Raw genomic sequence first — 15,982 nt, 5'->3', positions numbered from 1 at the left:
CCGGCGCCGCGCCTACCGTCCGGCCGGCGGCATCCGCACGACCGCGGCCCCGCCGACCAGATCGACCGTGGTCCGGTTCGGCGGCGCACCGTCCTCCTCGTCGTCCCGCATCAGCAGGGCCGACTGCCGTTCCTTGAGCTCGTTCTGCTTGCCCGGCGACAGACTCGCGTGCAGCTGCTCGAACCCGGTCGCGGATATCTGGCCCTGCCGCGCACCGTTCCGCCAGGGCAGCAGGCCCGCCCGCCCTGCCCGGAGCAGCAGCTGACCCGCGAAGGCCACCAACGTCAGCAGGATGACCAGGCCGGGCAGGGTCATCTGGATTCCTCCGTGGATACCCCAGCCTTCAGGCTGGGGAGGAAACGGACTCCTGCGGAGCAGGGCAAGGGAAGACGATTCGCCGCCAGGGCGGATCGTCGTCCACCAGCAACTGCCTGCGGATGTAGTAGAGTTGCCAGGCACGGCCGGTGATAACCAAGCTGGCCGGGCCTACCGCCGGGCTGGCGGGATGTCAGGTCTGTGGAGCTGGCGTAAGACTGCTGGGCGTCCCCACGTCCCCCGCCGTTGATTCGGGGCAGCTGCTGTCTGAGAAGCAGAAAGCTCAACCCGCGAGGGAAGAATCCCCCTGCTTCAGCTGGGGGAGATGTCAAGAAGACGGCGAATTCCATGGCCCCAGTATCCGTGCCCGGCAGCGGTTGAGAAGTCCCGGACAGGACGGGGCATGCATGGACCATGAACAACGATGACCAGGAGCAGATCCGTACCCTGATCGAGCGCTGGGCCGCCGCGGTTCACCAGCGCGACCTCGACGGTGTGCTGGTGGACCACACGGACGACATCGTGATGTACGACGTGCCGCCGCCCTACGAGGGGGTTCATGGCATCGACGCGTACCGCGAGACCTGGCCGCCGTTCTTCGAGTGGCAGGCGCAGGGCGCGGCGTTCGAGATCGAGTCCCTCGACGTCACCGCGGGCGAGGACGTGGCGTACGCGCACGCCCTGCTGCGCTGCGGAACCGCGAAGGAGTTCGCCGAACAGCCCGACCTTCGCCTGCGGCTCACCCTCGGACTGCGCAAGGAACACGGGCGCTGGAGGGTTGCCCACGAGCACCATTCGTACCCGCACGACTGATCCGACGCGATGCGGTGTGTCGTTCGCCACCCACTGTCCGCGGGTCCCCGGGGCACACTCCTCCTATGACAGAGCTCGGTCTTCCGAAAGAAATCCTGGCCTGCCTCTTCGACCTCGACGGCGTCATCACCAAGACCGCCGTCGTCCACGCGGCTGCCTGGAAGCGGACGTTCGACGACTTTCTGCGGCAGCGCGACGGTGAGGGATTCCGTCCCTTCGACGACAAGGCCGACTACGACGAGTATGTGGACGGACGCCCTCGTGCCGACGGCGTCCGCACCTTCCTCGCCTCTCGCGGCATAGAACTGCCCGAGGGGGCGCCCGAGGACCCACCGGACCGCAGCACCGTCCAGGGCCTGGGCAACCGCAAGAACGACCTGCTGCTGGAGCTGATCCGCAGCGACGGCGTCGAGGCGTACGACGGTACGCTGCGTTACATCGAAGCGGTGCGCGCGAGCGGGCTGCGGACCGCGGTCGTCTCCTCCAGCACCAACTGCCGCGACATCCTGCGCTCGGTCGGCGCGGAGTCCCTCTTCGACGTACGGATCGACGGTGTCGTCGCCGCCGAGCGGCGGCTTCCCGGCAAGCCGCACCCGGACACGTTTCTGGCCGCCGCGCGCGACCTCGGAGTCGAGGCCGCGGAATCCGCCGTCTTCGAGGACGCGCTGGCCGGCATGGACGCTGGCCGCTCCGGCCACTTCGGGTACGTCGTCGGCGTCGACCGGGTGGGACAGGGCGCCGCCCTGCGCGCACACGGCGCGGACATCGTCGTACGGGATCTGGCGGAACTGGGGGAGCGGGCGTGATCACCCACACGTCGTACGGCGTCGCGCCCTGGATCCTGCGCGAGCACGACCTCCACCTCGACCTTCTGCCGCAGAGCGAGTCCGTGTTCGCCCTCTCCAACGGACATGTCGGCTGGCGCGGCAACCTCGACGAGGGCGAACCCCACGGCCTTCCGGGCTCCTATCTGAACGGCGTCCACGAGGTCCACCCGCTGCCCTATGCCGAGGCGGGATACGGCTACCCCGAGTCCGGCCAGACGGTCATCAACGTCACCAATGGCAAGATCATCCGTCTGCTGGTCGACGACGAGCCGTTCGATCTGCGCTACGGACTGCTGCGCTCCCACGAACGCGTGCTCGACCTGCGCACCGGCCTGCTCACCCGGACCTGCGAGTGGACCTCACCGGCCGGCTCCACGGTCCGGCTGCGCTCCACCCGGCTGGTGTCCTTCACCCAACGGGCGATCGCCGCCGTGGCGTACGAGGTGGAGGCCGTCGACGCCCGCGTCCGCGTGGTCGTCCAGTCGGAGCTCGTGGCCAACGAGCAGTTGCCCGGCCGGGGCGGCGACCCGCGGGCCGCGACCGCCCTGCAGGCGCCGCTGGAGGCGGAGGAGCACTTCGCGGCGGGGCGGCGGCTGCGGCTGGTGCATCGCACTCGGCGCAGCGGACTGCGGGTCGCCACGGCCGCCGACCACGTCGTCAACGGACCCGAGCCGACCACCACGAGCAGCGAGAGCGGCGACGACATCGCCCGGCTCACCGTCACCTCCGTCCTGGCACCCGGCGAGAAGCTGTGTCTGGAGAAGGTCGTCTCCTACGGTTGGTCGAGCCCCCGGTCCTTGCCGGCCGTACGCGATCAGGTCGACGCGGCGCTCGCGGCGGCCGAACACGGCGGCTGGCAGGCGCTGGTCGACGAACAGCGCGCCTATCTGGACGACTTCTGGGCGCGCGCCGATGTCGAGGTGGAGGGCGACGAGGAGATCCAGCAGGCCGTCCGCTTCGCGCTCTTCCACGTCCTGCAGGCCGGCGCCCGCGCCGAACAGCGCGCGATACCCGCCAAGGGGCTCACCGGCTCCGGATACGACGGCCACGCCTTCTGGGACACCGAGACCTTCGTGCTGCCGCTGCTCACCTACACCTCGCCCGGCGCCGTCGCCGAGGCACTGCGCTGGCGCCAGAACACCTTGCCCGCCGCACGCGAGCGGGCGGCCCAACTCGGTCTGCGGGGCGCCGCGTTCCCCTGGCGCACCATCGAGGGCTCGGAGGGCTCGGCGTACTGGCCCGCCGGCACGGCCGCCTTCCATGTGAACGCCGACATCGCCGACGCCGTGGTCCGCTACACCGCTGTCACCGGCGACGCGCGGTTCGAACGCGACACCGGGGTCGAGCTGCTGGTCGAGACGGCCCGTCTGTGGCGCTCGCTCGGCCACCACGACCACCAGGGGAAGTTCCACATCGACGGGGTGACGGGACCCGACGAATACAGCGCGGTCGCCGACGACAACACGTACACCAACCTCATGGCCCGTACGAACCTGCTGGCCGCCGCGGACGTCGTCGAGCGCCACCCTCGGCGAGCCGCGGAGCTCGGCGTCGACGCCGAGGAGAGTGCCGCCTGGCACGACGCCGCCGACGCCATGCACATCCCCTACAACGACGAACTCCGCGTCCACGAACAGCACGCCGGGTTCACCCGCTACCAGCGCTGGGACTTCGCCGCCACCCGGCCCGACCAGTACCCGCTGATGCTGCACTTCCCGTACTTCGACATCTACCGCAAACAGGTCGTCAAGCAGGCCGACCTGGTGCTCGCGATGTACAAGTGCAGCCCCTTCTTCGACGAGGAGCACACGGCCCGCAACTTCGCCTACTACGAGCCCCTCACCGTCCGGGACTCCTCCCTGTCCGCCTGCTGCCAGGCCGTGATCGCGGTCGAGGCCGGGCATCCGGGCCTCGCCTACGACTACTTGGTGGAGGCCGCGCTGATGGATCTGGAGGACCTGGAGCACAACACCCGTGACGGCCTGCACATCGCCTCGCTCGCCGGGACCTGGATGGCCCTGGTGGCCGGGTTCGGGGGCATGCGCCACCACGGCGACACCCTGGAGTTCGCGCCCCGGCTGCCGGAGCGCTTCAGCCGGCTCGCCTTCTCCCTGGAACTCCTCGGCCGTCGTCTGCGCGTGGAGATCGAGCCGGGCGTCGCCACGTACACGCTGGTGACCGGCGAGCCCCTGGAGATCCGCCACTACAGCGAACCCGTCACCGTCGACGGCGACAAGGCCCAGGGCCTTCCCATCCCGGCGCCGAGGCTGCGCCCCGCCCCCGACCAGCCGCCGCACCGGCGGCCGAACCGTCAGGGGTGAGGCGCGGCGCGAGCGGTCAGTAGCGGGCGACGCCGGGTGCGATGTTCTCGTTCCGCTCCACGGGCGCGGAGCCGCGCGGGGCGGCCTTGGTCGCGGGCTTGCCGCAGAACGCGGATTCCAGGGTGGCGTACATGGTGTTGAGCACAGTGGTGTTGTTGGAGGTGTTCGCCAGCGCGGTGAGGCTGCGCTTGCCGTCCTTCGAGGTGAAGGCGTACGTGTAGTAGCCCTGCACGGTGCCCGTGTGCCCGTACACGGAGACTCCGCACGACAGGTCACGGCGGCGCAGCCCGAGGCCGTAGCTCGTGGTGCTGTTGACCGTCGTCCACTTGCGCATCTGCGTCAGCTGGGCGGCGGACATGAGCTTGCCTCGGATCAGGGCGGAGTAGAAGGTATCCAGGTCGTGCGCGGTGGAGATGATCGCGCCCGCGCTCTGCGCCCAGGAGACCGTCTGCTTGGTCGCGTCCACCAGGGCGGCACCGGCCGCGTCGGGGGTGAGGTAGCCGTTGGCGTGGCGACCCGGGATCGCCGTGCCGGGGTGGACGTAGAAGGTCTCGGAGAGGTTGAGGGGCTCGAAGATGCGGTTCTGGTATTCCGTGGCCACGGGATGGCCGGTGAGCTTCTCGATGAGCATGCCCGCGACGACGAAATTGGTGTTCGAGTACGCATAGGCCGCGCCCGGCGCGTTGGTGCGCGGCTTCTTCAAGGAGAGCTTCACCAGGTCCCGGTAGCCGAACACCTTGTTGCGGACGGCCTCGAAGCCGGGGACCGTCTGGGCGAACATGTCGTTGGTGTAGTCGTACAGGCCGCTGCGGTGGCTCAGCACATGGCGCACGGTGATCCCGTTGTCGGGCAGCAGCCCGGGCAGATAGCTGTTGACCGAGCGGTCCAGCTTCAGCTTGCCCTCGTCGACGAGTTGGAGCAGCACCACGGCGGAGAAGGTCTTGGTGACGCTGCCGACGCGAAACCGGTCCTTGGTGCTGATGGCCCGTCGGGTGGTCCGGTCGGCGACTCCTTCGGTCAGCCGGTGCACTGTGCCATTGTCGTCGATCCGCGCCATCGCGCCGGGGGCTCCCTGCGTCAGCGCCGTGCGCAGCACCTTGCGCAGCCCGGCGTCGTCGGGCGCCGCCAACGCTCCCGCCGCTGCGACCCGTTCGGTGTCGGCTCCGCCGGTGGCCGCGGGCGCCGCGGCCTGCGCGGGGGCCGCCAGGAGGGACACCAGAACCGCGCCGAGCGCCGTACCCGTGCCCACCGTTGCTGAGACCATCTGAGTTCTCTCCCGAGTTCCTTCTGCCGGTGTGATTCCGGCACGGACCGCGCCGCGGATGCGGGCGTCGGCACCATCTCTACGCGCTGGAAGGCGGAGTGGGTTGCATTGCCCGGGGATGCATCAGAATCGGTGAATTCGAATCGGTGAATTGGCGGAAAAGAGGCAGCGGCAGTGGCTGCGGTGCCGATGCCCATGTGGGTCAAGTCGGGGTGGAGGATGACGGCGCGGTGGACGGGGCTGTTCATCCGGCCGCGGACGACGCGCGGCGACTCACCCCGGCCCCGAAGCTGCACCCGGCCCCTGGCGGGCCGCGCACCGGCGGCCGAAGCGTGCGGGGTCAGGTGCAGCCCGGGAGGTCAGTTGAGGGTGATGGCCGGTGCGATGTCCTCGTGCCGCTCCTGGGGCGCCGCGGTGCGTGTGGCGGCCTTGGTCGCGGACTTGCCGCAGAACGCGGATTCCAGGGTGCGGGCCATGGTGTTCAGCACATCGGCGTTGTTGGAGGTGTTGGCGAGCGAGCTGATGGTGCGCTTGCCGTCCTTCGAGGTGAACGCGTAGGTGTAGTAGCCCTGCACGGTGCCCGTGTGCCCGTAGACGGACACCCCGCACGACAGGTCCCGGCGGCGCAGACCGAGGCCGTAGCCCTGGGTGCTGTTGACCGTGGTCCACTGCTGCATCTGCGCCAGTTGGGCGGCGGACATCAGCTTTCCGCCCATCAGTGCCGAGAAGAAGACGTTCAGGTCATGGGTGCTGGAGATCATCGCGCCGGCGCTCTGCGCCCAGGAGACCGTCTGTTCGGTGGAGTCCACCAGAGCGCCGCCGCCGTCGGGCGGGAGGTAGCCGTTGATGTGCGCCCCCGGGATCGCTGTGTCGGGGTGCACGTAGAGGGTGTCGCTCAGCTCCAGCGGATTGATGATGCGGTTCTGGTATTCCGTGGCCACGGGATGGCCGGTGAGCTTCTCGATGAGCATGCCCGCGACGACGAAGTTGGTGTTGGAGTATGAGTAGGCGGCGCCCGGCGCGTTGGTGAGAGGCTGCTGCAGAGACAGGTTCACCAGGTCCTGGTAGCTGAAGACCTTGTTGCGCACCGCTTCGAAGCCGGGGACCGTGTCGGCGAACATGTCGTTCGTGTAGTCGTACAGGCCGCTGCGGTGGCTCAGCACGTGCCGCACCGTGATCCGGTCGTCGGGCAGCAGTCCGGGCAGATACGTGTTCACCGAGGTGTCGAGGTCCAGCTTGCCCTCGTCCACCAGTTGCAGCAGTACGACGGCGGAGAAGCTCTTGGTCGCGCTCCCGATCCTGAAGCGGTCGCTCGCGTTCATGGCGCGCCCGGTGCCCCGGTCGGCGATACCCCTGGTCACCGTGTAGGCCGTGCCGTCGTCGTCGATCCGCGCCATGGCTCCCGGTGCGCCCTGGCTGATCGCCGTCTTCAGAACGTCGGCCAGCCCCGTCACATCCGGCGCCGCAAGATCCTGGGCCGTCGTCGGCGAAGTCGCCGCGCGGGAAATGGCGTTGACGCCGTCCGCAGCGGGCTCGGCGGCCTGTGCGGGAACCGCCAGGAGGGACACCAGAACCGCGCCGAGCGCCGTACCTGTGCCGACCATTCCTGAGACCATCTGTTCTTCTCCCCTGTCGTTCTGTCGGTGCCACACGCCCCGGCCTGATCGCGTCCTGAACATGCGACGGCTCATTCTGTACGCGTGGGGCGGCTGAGCAGGTTGCATTGTTCTGCCACCTGCGGTGAAACGATGGTCTTGAGCCACGAACGGCCGAATCTCGCGTCCGCACGCGTCATTTCAGCGCCGGTCCGCACACGCGTGTCGCACCCGAAAGCCCCTGCCGGCAGCCGAGAGTTACAGTCGGCGGCTGAAGGGCCCTCAGCCCGCGGCCGAAGCGTTCTTGTCGGCGGCCCGGGCGTCCCGGTCAGCCTCCGAAGAGCTGTGTCCAGTACGTGCCCGCCTCGCCGCCGCCCGCGAGGCCGACGCCTATGTGGGTGAAGTCGGGCTTGAGGATGTTGGCGCGGTGGCCGGGGCTGTTCATCCAGCCGCGGACGACCTCGGCGGAGGAGCGCTGACCGCACGCGATGTTCTCGCCGACGGTGCGGCGGGTGGAGCCCGCGGCGGCGGCCCGGTCCCAGGGTTGGCTGCCGTCGGGTGAGGTGTGGGCGTAGAAGGCGCGGGCCACCATGTCGGCGCTGTGGGCCTGGGCCGCCGCGGTGAGAGGGGAGTCGCCGGACAGCGGCGGCAGACCGGCCGTGGCCCGTTCGGCGTTGGTGAGGGCGATGACCTCGCGCGTCGTGCGCTCCAGGCCCGCGGGGCTGAAGGGCAGCGCCCACAGCGCCGTCCAGTACAAAACGCCGGAGCGGCCGTCGCTGACGTGCGCCAGCCCCGCCTGGCGGAACCCAGGGTCGCACAGGGTGCGCCGGGACTGCTCGGAGGAGAGGCAGTAATCCACGAACTCCGCCGGTGTGCGCGGGCCGGACACGAGGTGTTCGCCGATGGTGAGATACGCGTATCCGGCCGAGGTGACGCGCTGGTACACGGAGACACCGTCCGGGCTCTCGGAACGGAGCTGTCCGCGGGCGGCCATGCCGGAGGCGTGGGCCCGCGCCGCGGCCGTGAGTCGTGCGTCGAGGGAGACGGGCGGGGAACCGGCCGCGGAGCGGGCGGCATTCACCGGACCGAGGAAACCGTCCGGGTCGGCCGTCGCGCCGGGGGGCGGGTCCGCCGGGGCGTCGTCCGCGGTGACATCCACCCCGAAGTCCCGGGCGATGCCCGCCAGTCCGTCCGCGTAGCCCTGGCCCAGGGCGCGGAGTTTCCAGGCGGTGCCTCGCCGATACAGCTCGGCGAGCAGCAGCAGCGTCTCCCGCTGTGGTCGTGGCGGGGTGAACCGGGCGAGGGGACGACCGTCCGGTGCGATGACGTGCAGCGTGGGCGCGGGCAGCTGCCCCAGGGGCGTCGCGGGGTCGGCGGGACTGACGACCACGGTGACGCGGCTGGCTCCGGGCCGCAGCCCCAGGGGATCGATGGTCAGGCGCTCGCCCTGGAGGCGGGCGCCGGGCGCGGACGGCTGGTTGTAGAACACGAAGTCGCCGTCGCCGCGCACCTTCCCGCTGTCGTCGGTGACGAGCGCGGACACGTCGAAGGGGCCCGGCACCCTGAGGGTCAGGGTGCCGCCCGGCAGGGGCATATTGGCCCCGGGAACCAGCTCACTCATGGTGCCGCCCGTCGACGTGGTGCTCGCTACAGACGTCAACGTCCTGTCGGCGCACGCGGGTTCCCGCGCATGTCGGGCAGCGGTTCCTTCGGCAGGGCGCGCAGCGACCGGAGGGCCAGCAGCAGTACGCCGATGTCGTCGAGATACACGGGGTCGGGCAGCAGGTCGGCCGGGAGCACGAGGTAGAGGACCGCGCCCCAGAAGACCCAGCGCGGCCCGGACGGCAGTCCGGCCCGCCGCAGGTCGCGGCGGGCGCGGACGAGCCGGATCAGGAGCACGATGGCCACCGCGAGTGCAGCGGCGGCCAGCACCGCGACAACGAGGATCAACGTCCACGCTGTGGAATCCATGCGACCGTCCAGTCCGCTCGTCGGGCTGTTCGCTCTGCGTGTTCCCGCCCACGCCGTTTCCTATCGCGCCGGCTTGGGCCATTCGCGGTGCGTCCGCGTTCCTAATCCGCGTCCGGAGTGTCGCGGCGGCAGATCACGAAGTCGTCGAACACATGGCGTCCCGGCCGGTCGCCGACGGTCTCGATCGCCGCTCGGATGTCACGCAGTTGATCCGTGGTCATCTGCAGCGGCGGCTCGTCGGGTTGATATGTGGTGCGTACCGGGTAGTCCCGGCTCTGTTGCCGGGTCATCTCGATGTGGCAGCCGAGGACGTGGGTGACCGGCCGGGTGGCACAGAAGTCGATCAGTCGGTCGATCGTGCGGGTGAACGCCGGCCAGTCCTCCACGTACAGACGGCCGGGATAGACCGTGTCGCCGGTGAGCAGGAACCCGGTCCCGGGGTCGAAGAACGTCACCGCCGCCTCGTGATGCCCGGGCGTCGCCAGGCATTCGAGGACGCGGCCACCCAGGTCGACCCGGGCGACGCCCTCGGGATCGTCGTGGAAGCCGAAGAACTCCCAGGCGCTGTCCAGGGCCGCGTCCACGACTCTGGTGCCGGGACGGCCGGTGAACTGACCGTCCCCCGCGATGTGGTCGCTGTGCGGATGCGTGTGCAGCACCAGGAGCTCGTAGGCGTCCCGGGGATGTGCGGCCAACCAGGTCTCCATCACCTCGTCGACCACGCGACGCAGCGGGAAGTACTCGGCGGACGCGGTGGCGCCGGTGTCGATCAGAACGGCCCGTTCCTCACCGAACAGCAGGAACATGAAGGGCGCTTCGTAGTCGATCGCCATGTTCTGCCGGAGGATCATCGTGTGCGCGTCGTACGCGTGGACCTGGATGTCGGGATCGGTGTTGTGCTTGGCCGACGGCGACCCGTGAATCCACCGTACGTCGAGGGTGTGTGCCGGTGCGGATTCCCCGGCTCCCTCCACTCCCCGTGCTCCACCTGCGACAATCTGCGGCGGCCTGTGCGTGTCCACGGCGACTCCTCGGTGACGGTCCTGCCGGAACCATCACACAGGCCCCGGGACCTCAGTTTCGCGCGGCGCTGCCGTCCGTCAGAGCGTGGGTCACCGCGCGGATGCTGCGGGCGATGTGCTGGAGCTGCATGACCTCGGCGGCGTACAGCTTGATGGTGTGCTCGATGACCCCTTCGTGCAGCCCCAGGGCGGGCAGTTCGGCCCGGGCGGTCTGCAGCGCGGTGCGGGCGACCCGTATCTCGTGCTGCACCTGGATCTGGGCGTGGCGGGCGAGAAGTACGGGGTGCTTGAGCAGGACGGGGTAGCTCGCGTAGCGGCTCGGCACCAGCTCACGCAGCCATTTGACCGCCGATCGCTCCCAGTCGAAGCTGCCGGGGGTCTTGACCTGGCACGGCCAGTCCGAGGTGATCGGTGAGTATGTCAGGGCCATGTTCATCGCTTCCGGGTTACGTCGGCGGGAAGGGTCGTGGGGGTCTGGGGCGGCCCCGGTCTAGGGGATGGCCGGGGCCGCCACCACGGGCGCTCGCGCAGGCGAGGCCCGTCTGAACACCCGGGACCCGATGCGGGTAGGAGCGGACGGTCCCGGGTGGTCGTCGGACGCGACCCGGAGGGCCTCCTGGTCGCGATCCGCGAGAAGTATTTATATATACCGCCGGATACGCAAGAACATGAAAACATTCATGCGCGAATTGATGTGAATGATCCCGTGATGCCGTGGTGGCGGGCGGTAGGGGAAAGGGTTTTCTGCAAGGGGACCCGAGAGCTCGACGAAGGTCGATCGGTAGCTCGACGAAGAAAAATCAGTCCTTGAGGAAGAACTGGTGCTGCTCGGCGACCTGCTCGTACTCCTCCAGGCGGGCCTGCGTCCGCTCCGGATCGGCGTCGGTCATGGCCTGCAGCAGCGCCGCCGACATCACGACGGGCGCGGCGTAGGAGTCGAAGACGAGGCGTGACCCGGTGCCGATGGTGAAGGTGACGTCCGCCTCGTCCGCCAGCGGTCCGAGCCCCAGGTCGGTGATCAGGGCCACCTGGAGCCCGGCGCTGCGCGCGACCCGCAGGGCCGTGAGCGTCTCCTGGGCGTGCCGCGGCATCCCGAAGGCCAGCACCCAGGTGCCGCCCGCCTCGCGCGACTGGAGGAGTGCGTCGTAGGCGACGCTGCCGCCCCGGGTCACCAGCCGTACGTCCGGATGGATGCGCCGTGCGGCGTAGGCGAAGTACTCGGCCAGCGACACGGAGATCCGCAGTCCCAGCACGGTCAGCGGCGTCGACTTCGACAGCGCCCGGCCGACACGGATCACCTCGTCCGGATCGGCGAAGTCCCTCCGCAGGTTCTCCAGGTTCTCGATCTCGGCGTCCACCGCCGCCTGCAGCTCGTTGCTCGTGGTCTCCGCGGGCGTGCCCGGCGTGCTGCCGAGGATGCTGAGCGCGATCGACTGGAGCTTCTCCCGTAGCGCGGGGTAACCACTGAAGCCGACCGCCGCCGCGAAACGGGTGACCGAGGGCTGGCTGACGCCCACGCGCTCCGCGAGATCCGTGATCGACAGGAACGCCGCCTCGGTGATGTGCTCGATCAGGTACTGCGCGATGCGCCGCTGGCCCGGCGAGAGCCGCGGTCCGTCGAACAGCTCCCTGAGCTGGGCCGTGGGAGCCACGCTCGCCTCCGGGGCCTTCTTGCCCGAGGTGATCGCGGATGCCTGTGCGCGTGCCTGCTGCGGCGATGGCACCGGTGCGCCTCCTTTGTGTCCCACGAGCACTCAACATAGCTCACTGAGCGTGTTGACCTGGGGGTGTCTCACCACACGTGGCCTGCACGCACGGCCGTTTCACTCGCGCCTGTGGGGTACCCGCGACAACGCAAGGACTCGCCCGATCGAAGGCGAGATCCCCGTGCGAGAGGGGAGAGGATTTCCATGAGCGCGCATCCGCTGCCCGGATCGCAGGTCCAGGTGGTGCTCAGCGACTGCTCGGCGGCCGACGCCGGGCACCTGTTCGCCGTCCTGTGCAGTCGCTTCGCCTCGGACCGGTGTGCCGAGGACGAGATTCGAGAGGCCGAGGGCCATCACCCGACGGTGTGGACCGGCACTTTCGACACGGAGGACGCGCCCGAGGGCGCGGCCGTACCAACGGGCCGGCTGTCGGGACCGGTGACGGCGGAAGTGCAGGGAACCCCCCACGCGGTGCAGGTCGTGCGGGAGACCCTGCGTGAGGCCTTCGCCCTGTCCGAGCTGGGTGAGGACGCAGGAGACCAGGAGGTCCAGGTCCAGCTGCGGCTGGAGGCGGTCCCGGCGCACCAGTCCGGATCCGTGTGAACGCCGATGCGGTGACCCGGAGCGGCCGGCTCCGGGCCCGCCGGGCGGCGACGGGATCGGTACGGGAGGGCACCGCCAGGGCGGGGCTGGTGGCGCGAGGCGTGATCTACCTCCTGGTGGGCGCACTGGCGCTGCGGATCGCCTTCGGTGACGGTGGACGCCCGGCGGACCGGAGCGGCGCGCTCGAAGAGATCTCCACGAAGCCCTTCGGGGCCGTCCTGATGTGGGCCCTTGGCGCCGGACTCGTCGGGATGGCGCTGTGGCGGCTCTCCGAGGCGCTCTTCGGGGCGGCCGGGCGCGACGGCCGTACCGCGCGAACGCGACTGCTGTCGGCCGTGCGCTGTGTCTTCTACGCGTGCGTCGCCTACTCCGTGCTGTCCTTCGCCGCCGGTGCGGGGGGCACGACCTCCAGCGACCAGCAGTCTCAGGATGTTACGGCCCGGGCGCTGGAGTGGCCGGCAGGGCAGTGGATCGTGGGCATGGCGGGAGTCGGCGCCGTCGTGGTGGGTGTCTGGATCGCCGTTGGAGCCGTGCTGCGCAAGTACCGCGAGCAACTGAAGCTCGGGGAGATGTCGCGGCAGGTGCGGCGGGCGGTCGATACGACGGGCGTTGCGGGCGGGGTGGCGCGCGGGCTGGTGTTCGCCACGGCGGGTGCCTTCGCGGTGCGGGCCGCCGTCGACTACGAACCCGACCGGGCCAAGGGCTTGGACGACACGCTCCGCTCGTTCTCCGAAACCCCGTTGGGCCCGTGGCTGTTGGCCTGCGTCGCCGCGGGGCTCGTCCTGTTCGGGGTGTTCTCCTGCGCGATGGCGCGGTGGGGGAGGGTGTGAGAACGCGGGAGCCCGGTTCCTGAGAGCCCAGGAGCCCGGTTCGTGAGAGCCCGGGAGTCTCGGTTCTGCAGTCTGAACGAGGTGCGCTGAGTTGAACTGCCCTTGATTTGCGACCAGTTGACGACACGCCATGGACAGCGTGTGAGGCGGGAGTTGAGGATGGGAGTCCCCATCCGTAGGAGTTGTTCACATGCATAGACGACGCCTGCTCTCCGGCGCGGCCACGCTCACGGCCTCCGCATCCCTCCTGCCCTCCCTGGCGGGCACCGCACACGCCGCCTCGCGCGCCGCCTCGCGCGCCGCCTCATCCGGGCTGCCGCCGAAGGCCGAGATCACCGCTGTCCTGCGCCGTGTGGCCGACCAGTGGATCGGCGCCCACACGGACCCGGGTGACAACGGCTGGGCCAACGCCACCTTCTTCAGCGGGCTGCTCGCGCTGCAGCGCCTGACGGGCAGCGCCCGCTACCTCGCCTACGCCCGCGGCTGGGCCGAGAAGCACGCGTACGGCCTCAATGGCGGTGTGACCACCCGCCACGCCGACAACCACAATGCAGGGCAGGCCTACCTCGATCTCTACGAGAGAGAGCCCGAGGAGCGCAAGCTCACCGCGATCGAAACGTCCCTGCACCGCATGGTCTACGAGGACCAGCCCGACAAGAACGACGACTGGTGGTGGGACGACGCCCTCCACATGGCCATGCCGCCCTTCGCCCGCATGGGCGCCCTGCGCAAGGACCCCCGGTACTGGGAGAAGCTGTACGCCCTCTACAACCACACCAAGCGCATCGAGGGTGGCCCCGGCCTGTACGACCCCACCACGGGCCTGTGGTACCGCGACAAGCGTTTCCTGCCCGGAGGGATCGTTTCTCCCGCGGGCAAGCCGGTCGTGTGGTCGCGCGGCAACGGATGGGTGACCGGCGGACACGTCAAGATCCTCAAGGCCCTGCCCCCAGGGGAAGGGCACACCGCGGAATACCGCGACACCCTGACCCGCCTGGTGAGGGGCGCGGCCGGCGTGCAGCGCGGTGACGGCTTCTGGAACGTCAACCTCGCCGACGCCGCGCACCTGCCGGGCCCCGAGACCAGCGGCACGTCCTTCTTCCTCTACGGCACGTCGTACGCGATCGGCGCGGGCCTGGTCGACCGGCCCACCTACCTCCCGGTCGCGGCCCGGGCCTGGAACGGCCTCGTCACCACCGCCGTACACCCCGACGGCTTCCTGGGCTATGTCCAGAACGTCGGCGACCGTCCCGAGTCCAGCCAGCCCGTCACCTACGACAGCACCGCGAACTTCGGCGTCGGTGCCTTCCTGCTCGCCGGCACCGAACTCGCCCGACTGGCACGCTCCTGACGACGACAGACCGGTGCCCCCGCCGCTGGAGTGCGGCGGGGGCACCCTCGCGCCGAGCGGTCAGGGCTGCGCGGTGAGCGTGAAGCTCTGTGCCGCGGAGCCGTCGCAGGTGCGCTGGGTGAGTTGCACGCTGTTCGTCGAAGCGCTCGCCGCGGTCAGGCACTTGCCGCTGTGCCGGGCCGTGAAGTGGTAGCGCCCGGTGCTCTCCTTGCCCGGGAGCCACTGCTGGTTCTGCCCGCCTCCGTAACTCCACAGCTGGAGCGGCGCGTTGTCGGCCGTCGAGACACCGGTCACGTCGATGACCTGCTGCGGGTTGCCGCGGATACCGACTCGGCGGTAGCCGCTGTCGGTCGAGGGGAACTGGAACTGCTGTGCCTGCGTGCCGTTGCAGGCGTACTGCTGGATCGCCGTCCCGTTCGCCGTGGCGGCCGAACGGGCGTCCACACAGGTGCCGTTGCCGGCATTCGTCAGCGAGTACCAGGCGGTCTCGGAGATCGAGTCCGACGGCGGGGTGGTGGTATCCGCCCCGCCCAGCCATTTCAGCCCGTCCAGTACGAACCGGTTCTGTGTCTCACTCGCGAACGTCGACGACAGACGGGTGTTGGTCGAGTAGTCCATCGCGTTGTGACCGAAGTTCGCGTACAGCATCTTGTACTTCGTGTTGGTCCACAGAATCGGGTAGTAGCCGCTGTACCAGCTCTGGTCGGGATCGGTGCCCAGCGGAAAGCTGCTGGGGTCGACCGAGGCCAGGATCTTGATGTCCGGGTTCTGCCGCAGGTCGTTGGACCAGCTGTACCACTCGCTGACCGACGAGGTGAACGTGGCCGGCAGGTTCTTGGTGGAGGGGTGCGTACGGTCCTCGACCTTCAGGACCGACGTCGTCGGACCCCAGGTGTTCGACCGGAAGTTGCCGCTGCCGAGGAACTGGTTGTGGTACCACGGCCAGGCTGCCGCGTCGGTTGTGAAGGCCGAGACATGGAAGCCCAGCCAGGCACCCCCGTTGCGCATGTACGTCTCGAACCCTGTCCGCTGGGCCGCCGTCTGCGGCAAATCGTCGAGGAACAGCACGACTTGATACGCGTTGACGCCGCCGTTGCTGAGCAGGTCCCAGTTGTTGCTGGCCGTGTAGGTGAAGCCGTTCGCCGCGGCCTGCTTGGGGAACCAGTCGTTCGCCTCCTTGACGAAGTCGATGTGCGCCGCGTCCCATGTGCCGTTGTAGAGCGCCAGCACCTTGAACGGCGTCGCCGCCGTACTCGCCTGGGCGGCGGGCGGTGCCGCGAGGCCCAGCAGCGTCGCCAGCAGGAGAAGAATCCGCAGGGCCGCGCGCGCCGGACCGGATCTGATCGTGTGCATCGGTTGATCGA

General features: G+C 69.6%; 15 protein-coding genes. 6 read left to right on the top strand and 9 right to left on the bottom strand.

The window, feature by feature from the left end; genetic code table 11:
• Nucleotides 1–12: 12 nt before the first annotated feature.
• Nucleotides 13–315: a DUF6191 domain-containing protein gene (locus tag ACIBK0_RS21875; RefSeq protein ID WP_399082268.1), complete on the bottom strand. Its 303-nt coding sequence runs from the start codon at nt 313–315 to the stop codon at nt 13–15.
• A 414-nt stretch (nt 316–729) separates the two neighbouring features.
• Between ACIBK0_RS21875 and ACIBK0_RS21870 the strand changes: the two genes are divergently transcribed.
• From ACIBK0_RS21870 to ACIBK0_RS21860, 3 genes are all read left to right on the top strand, one after another.
• On the top strand, nt 730–1,128 hold the full coding sequence (locus ACIBK0_RS21870) for a YybH family protein (protein ID WP_399082265.1): 399 nt from the start codon (nt 730–732) through the stop codon (nt 1,126–1,128).
• 65 nt (nt 1,129–1,193) lie between these two features.
• Complete coding sequence (locus ACIBK0_RS21865) at nt 1,194–1,934, top strand: HAD family hydrolase (RefSeq protein WP_399082262.1); 741 nt, start codon at nt 1,194–1,196, stop codon at nt 1,932–1,934.
• A complete protein-coding gene (locus ACIBK0_RS21860; RefSeq protein ID WP_399082259.1) occupies nt 1,931–4,276 on the top strand; it encodes a glycoside hydrolase family 65 protein in 2,346 nt (781 codons plus the stop codon). Before ACIBK0_RS21865 ends, ACIBK0_RS21860 begins: the two co-directional genes overlap by 4 nt.
• 16 nt (nt 4,277–4,292) lie before the next feature.
• On the opposite strand, the gene ACIBK0_RS21855 is transcribed toward ACIBK0_RS21860, so the two are convergent.
• The 7 genes from ACIBK0_RS21855 to ACIBK0_RS21825 form a co-directional block, all read right to left on the bottom strand.
• Entirely contained in the window at nt 4,293–5,540 is a 1,248-nt protein-coding gene (locus tag ACIBK0_RS21855; RefSeq protein WP_399082256.1) for a serine hydrolase domain-containing protein, read from the bottom strand.
• 359 nt (nt 5,541–5,899) lie between these two features.
• A complete protein-coding gene (locus ACIBK0_RS21850) occupies nt 5,900–7,156 on the bottom strand; it encodes a serine hydrolase domain-containing protein (RefSeq protein ID WP_399082252.1) in 1,257 nt (418 codons plus the stop codon).
• A 307-nt stretch (nt 7,157–7,463) separates the two neighbouring features.
• Complete coding sequence (locus ACIBK0_RS21845) at nt 7,464–8,756, bottom strand: CAP domain-containing protein (RefSeq protein ID WP_399082249.1); 1,293 nt, start codon at nt 8,754–8,756, stop codon at nt 7,464–7,466.
• A gap of 35 nt (nt 8,757–8,791) precedes the next feature.
• Nucleotides 8,792–9,106, bottom strand: a complete 315-nt coding sequence (locus tag ACIBK0_RS21840) for a DUF1232 domain-containing protein (RefSeq protein ID WP_399082245.1) — start codon at nt 9,104–9,106, stop codon at nt 8,792–8,794.
• A gap of 101 nt (nt 9,107–9,207) precedes the next feature.
• Nucleotides 9,208–10,080 (bottom strand): MBL fold metallo-hydrolase, encoded by an 873-nt coding sequence (locus tag ACIBK0_RS21835; RefSeq protein WP_399082242.1) that lies wholly within the window; start codon nt 10,078–10,080, stop codon nt 9,208–9,210.
• Between the two features lie 100 nt (nt 10,081–10,180).
• Nucleotides 10,181–10,558: a hypothetical protein gene (locus ACIBK0_RS21830; RefSeq protein ID WP_399082612.1), complete on the bottom strand. Its 378-nt coding sequence runs from the start codon at nt 10,556–10,558 to the stop codon at nt 10,181–10,183.
• A gap of 370 nt (nt 10,559–10,928) precedes the next feature.
• A complete protein-coding gene (locus ACIBK0_RS21825) occupies nt 10,929–11,852 on the bottom strand; it encodes a MurR/RpiR family transcriptional regulator (protein ID WP_399082239.1) in 924 nt (307 codons plus the stop codon).
• A gap of 186 nt (nt 11,853–12,038) precedes the next feature.
• On the opposite strand from ACIBK0_RS21825, the gene ACIBK0_RS21820 reads away from it, so the two are divergent.
• The 3 genes from ACIBK0_RS21820 to ACIBK0_RS21810 all read left to right on the top strand — a co-directional run bounded on the left by ACIBK0_RS21820 (nt 12,039) and on the right by ACIBK0_RS21810 (nt 14,618).
• Nucleotides 12,039–12,437, top strand: coding sequence for a hypothetical protein (locus ACIBK0_RS21820; protein ID WP_399082236.1), 399 nt, complete (start codon nt 12,039–12,041; stop codon nt 12,435–12,437).
• Nucleotides 12,438–12,448: 11 nt separating this feature from the next.
• Complete coding sequence (locus ACIBK0_RS21815) at nt 12,449–13,267, top strand: DUF1206 domain-containing protein (RefSeq protein ID WP_399082233.1); 819 nt, start codon at nt 12,449–12,451, stop codon at nt 13,265–13,267.
• A gap of 190 nt (nt 13,268–13,457) precedes the next feature.
• Nucleotides 13,458–14,618: a glycoside hydrolase family 88 protein gene (locus tag ACIBK0_RS21810; protein WP_399082230.1), complete on the top strand. Its 1,161-nt coding sequence runs from the start codon at nt 13,458–13,460 to the stop codon at nt 14,616–14,618.
• Between the two features lie 60 nt (nt 14,619–14,678).
• Here ACIBK0_RS21810 and ACIBK0_RS21805 read toward each other — a convergent pair whose 3' ends face one another.
• Complete coding sequence (locus ACIBK0_RS21805) at nt 14,679–15,971, bottom strand: ThuA domain-containing protein (protein ID WP_399082227.1); 1,293 nt, start codon at nt 15,969–15,971, stop codon at nt 14,679–14,681.
• Between the last annotated feature and the right edge of the window lie 11 nt (nt 15,972–15,982).

Origin of the sequence: Streptomyces sp. NPDC050564 (assembly GCF_044457265.1) — a bacterium.
GTDB lineage: Bacteria > Actinomycetota > Actinomycetes > Streptomycetales > Streptomycetaceae > Streptomyces.
Note: the sequence above shows the minus strand (reverse complement) of the source record. Positions and strands in the feature narration are given on the sequence as shown.

What these genes read in the sequence shown, in the direction of transcription:
- ACIBK0_RS21875 (WP_399082268.1), bottom strand. Translation starts at nt 315, where the DNA reads ATGACCCTGCCCGGCCTGGTCATCCTGCTGACGTTGGTGGCCTTCGCG.
- ACIBK0_RS21870 (WP_399082265.1), top strand. Translation starts at nt 730, where the DNA reads ATGAACAACGATGACCAGGAGCAGATCCGTACCCTGATCGAGCGCTGG.
- ACIBK0_RS21865 (WP_399082262.1), top strand. Translation starts at nt 1,194, where the DNA reads ATGACAGAGCTCGGTCTTCCGAAAGAAATCCTGGCCTGCCTCTTCGAC.
- ACIBK0_RS21855 (WP_399082256.1), bottom strand. Translation starts at nt 5,540, where the DNA reads ATGGTCTCAGCAACGGTGGGCACGGGTACGGCGCTCGGCGCGGTTCTG.
- ACIBK0_RS21850 (WP_399082252.1), bottom strand. Translation starts at nt 7,156, where the DNA reads ATGGTCTCAGGAATGGTCGGCACAGGTACGGCGCTCGGCGCGGTTCTG.
- ACIBK0_RS21845 (WP_399082249.1), bottom strand. Translation starts at nt 8,756, where the DNA reads ATGAGTGAGCTGGTTCCCGGGGCCAATATGCCCCTGCCGGGCGGCACC.
- ACIBK0_RS21840 (WP_399082245.1), bottom strand. Translation starts at nt 9,106, where the DNA reads ATGGATTCCACAGCGTGGACGTTGATCCTCGTTGTCGCGGTGCTGGCC.
- ACIBK0_RS21830 (WP_399082612.1), bottom strand. Translation starts at nt 10,558, where the DNA reads ATGGCCCTGACATACTCACCGATCACCTCGGACTGGCCGTGCCAGGTC.
- ACIBK0_RS21820 (WP_399082236.1), top strand. Translation starts at nt 12,039, where the DNA reads ATGAGCGCGCATCCGCTGCCCGGATCGCAGGTCCAGGTGGTGCTCAGC.
- ACIBK0_RS21810 (WP_399082230.1), top strand. Translation starts at nt 13,458, where the DNA reads ATGCATAGACGACGCCTGCTCTCCGGCGCGGCCACGCTCACGGCCTCC.
- ACIBK0_RS21805 (WP_399082227.1), bottom strand. Translation starts at nt 15,971, where the DNA reads ATGCACACGATCAGATCCGGTCCGGCGCGCGCGGCCCTGCGGATTCTT.